At 32.1% G+C, this 3,162-nt stretch carries 3 protein-coding genes; all 3 read left to right on the top strand.

Going from position 1 to position 3,162, the window contains the following annotated elements; genetic code table 11:
• A partial coding sequence (locus tag HPY60_11760) for a class I tRNA ligase family protein (protein NPV51851.1) occupies positions 1–1,060 on the top strand: 1,060 nt, incomplete at its 5' end.
• 10 nt (positions 1,061–1,070) lie between these two features.
• Positions 1,071–2,255, top strand: a complete 1,185-nt coding sequence (locus HPY60_11755; protein ID NPV51850.1) for an HD domain-containing protein — start codon at positions 1,071–1,073, stop codon at positions 2,253–2,255.
• A gap of 8 nt (positions 2,256–2,263) precedes the next feature.
• Entirely contained in the window at positions 2,264–3,037 is a 774-nt protein-coding gene (gene xth / locus HPY60_11750) for an exodeoxyribonuclease III (GenBank protein NPV51849.1), read from the top strand.
• Positions 3,038–3,162: the final 125 nt, after the last annotated feature.

Genomic DNA, 3,162 nt, shown 5'->3' with positions numbered 1-3,162 from the left:
GACGAGATTAATGAATTTTACAGATATTGAAGATAAAGCAATTGAAGAAGCTAAAAGTAAAGGAATATCCGTAAACGAATTGACAAAAAAAATAGCGGATATATTTCATGATGAAATAAAACTTCTTAACATTAAGACGCCCACATATATAGTAAGATCTACAGAAACAGTAGAGGATGCAATTAAGATTATTTCAAAATTATTAGAAAAGGGATATGCATACTACTATAAAGACGATATATATTTTGAGCCTATTAAATTTAAGGGATTTGGGAAACTGTATGGGCTTGATATGTCCAAGTGGCCTAAAAAGAAAATTCGATTTAAAAGAGACAATTATTCAAATAATATTTGGAACTTAGGAGACTTCATTTTATGGCATTCATGTAAAGACGAAAGATATCCATGTTGGGATGCCCCCATAGGTAGAGGTTGGCCAGCATGGAACGCTCAAGACCCGGGAATTATACTTCACGTACTAGGCAAAAAAGTTGATATATGTTGTGGAGGGATAGATAATAGATTGATGCACCATGACTATAACATTGCTATAATGGAAAGTTACTCTGGAGAAGATTTTTGCCCTTACTGGTTGCACGGCCACCACCTATTTGTTAATGGAAAAAAGATGTCAAAAAGGAAAAATAATATATTATATATTGAAGACCTTCTCCAAAAAGGGTACACGACTAGAGAAATAAGATTTTTTTTAATATATTCTCACTACAGCGAAAGGATGAACTTCACTTTTTACAAATTTGAAAAAGCTTCAAAAAAACTTAATGAATTTTCCGAAATGATTAACTACATAGTGACAATAAATAATATTCAAAATTCTTCGTCTGAAGTTTCTAGATTAATAGAAGATTTATCTCATGAATTTGAAGAAAATATGAGTAATGATTTAAATGTAAAAAAGGCATTTGATAGTGTTCATGAAATTACAAAAACACTGTACTCACTTAAAAAGAAAAATAGGATTAGCGATAATGATTCAGAAATCATCTCCACTAAAATACATAAAATAGATGAAGTATTGAAGGTGATTTTTACAAGTTAGAAGTGTTATTATGATTAGAAAATCCCTGTTATTAAGAATTTTTGATTCGGCATATATGCAAAGATGGAACGATAAAATAAGGCCTTTAGAACTTGTAGAACTTGACAAACAAGGACATAAAATGATAATTGCTTATGTCTTAGGAAAGTATGAAGAAAAAAAAAGTGAGTTCAACTGGATAGAAATAATCGAAGGCGGAATATTTGAACTTCTACAAAGAATTGTTATTACTGACCTTAAACCCACACTCCTTTATGAATTCAAAAAAGATGAAGAAAAATATAGAAAACTAAATCAATGGGTATTCAAAGAACTAGAACCTGTAATATCTCCCTTGGGAGATGAATTTTCGGAAAGATTTAGAGATTATTTTAAAGATAGTGATAATACATTGAACAAAAGAATCCTTAGCGGAGCACATTTTTATGCAACTAGATGGGAATTCGACATAATAAAACAATTGAATTCGCATGATTATGAAATGATTGCAATTGAGAGAGATCTTCAACAAAAACAGAATAGATACTATGATCTCGAGGGTATTAAAGCTGGCGCATATACTAAATTCGGTAGATTCATTGGATTTGCAGGTCAACTTAGATTCCAAGCTAGATGGGCACATGTACACAGAGTTCCAAAAACATCGGTACTTGGGCACATGATGTACGTTGCCATCTTATCCTATCTTTTCTCACTGGAAATGGGGGCATGTGAAAAGAGGAGAATAAATAATTTTTTCACAGGGCTCTTTCACGATTTACCTGAAGTCCTGACAAAAGACATTCATTCTCCTCTTAAGAGGTCTGTTGAAGGTCTAGAAGGATTAATCAAAGGGTATGAAAAAGAACAGATGGAAGAGAAAGTATATCCCTTAATCCCAAAAGAATGGCACGATGAAATCCGGATGTACACCGAGAATGAATTTGAGAATATTATCCATATTAAGGAAAAACCTGAGATTATTTCAGTAGATGTTGGAACGAAATATAATCATGACAAATATTCTCCAAGAGATGGTAAACTTGTCAAAGCCATTGACAAAATATCTGCCTTCATAGAAGCATACGAAGCGATTAAGAACGGTAGTGCTAGCCCAGAATTACAGAAAGCAAGATGGTCTCTAAAATTTGAATCTGAGAAGAATCCAATAACTTCTGGAATAAACTTTGGAGAAATATATGCTGATTTTGATTAGGTGTCTTTATGAAAAATTTTAGAATTGTGTCCTGGAATGTAAATGGAGTTCGTTCAGTCGCAAAAAAAGGATTTATAGAGTTCATAGAAAAAAATAATCTAGATATACTATGTATACAAGAAACAAAGGGGCGAGAGGAAGATATTCCAAATGACTTAAAAGAGATATCAAAGTATAATTCATTTTTTTCTTCTCCAGAACGTAAAGGCTACAGTGGCGTAGGGGTGTATTCAAAAGAAAAACCATTATCTGTAAAGACTAACTTTGGTGTAACTAAATTTGACGCTGAAGGGAGGGCATTAATTCTTCAATATCCAGAATTTATTTTATTAAATGTATATTTTCCTAATGGAAAGATGTCAAGTGAAAGGCTCCAGTATAAAATGGATTTTTATGAAATGTTCTTAGCGTATACTAAAAATTTGCTTGATCAAGGTAAGAATATAGTAGTATGTGGAGATGTAAACACAGCGCACAAGGAAATTGATATTGCAAGACCAAAAGAAAATGAGAAGATATCTGGTTTCTTGCCCGAAGAAAGAGCATGGATTGACAAATTCTTAGAAATAGGATTTATCGATACATTCAGGTATTTTAACAAAGATCCGAATAATTACAGCTGGTGGGACTATAAAAGTAAAGCAAGAGAGAGAAATGTTGGATGGAGAATTGATTATTTCTACATAAGTAATAATTTAATTGAAAAGCTAAACTCGGCTTTTATAATGAAGGATATATATGGGTCAGATCATTGCCCAATAGGAATTGAATTATTATTTTAAATCCTATAAAACGACTTAAATAACTGGACACCCATATTTAATAGGGTGATACTACGAATAAATATTTTCTTACTCTTGTACTAATTATAATTTTAGGGGCCAGCACCGGAGCCTTTGTAATGGCA

Source organism: Methanofastidiosum sp. (assembly GCA_013178285.1).
Classification (GTDB): Archaea; Methanobacteriota_B; Thermococci; order Methanofastidiosales; family Methanofastidiosaceae; genus Methanofastidiosum.
The sequence above is the reverse complement of the archived record's forward strand: the minus strand, read 5'-3'. Positions and strand labels throughout refer to the sequence as shown.

Excerpts from the sequence above, each read along its gene's own strand:
- HPY60_11755 (NPV51850.1), top strand. The coding sequence starts at position 1,071 with ATGATTAGAAAATCCCTGTTATTAAGAATTTTTGATTCGGCATATATG.
- xth (NPV51849.1), top strand. The coding sequence starts at position 2,264 with ATGAAAAATTTTAGAATTGTGTCCTGGAATGTAAATGGAGTTCGTTCA.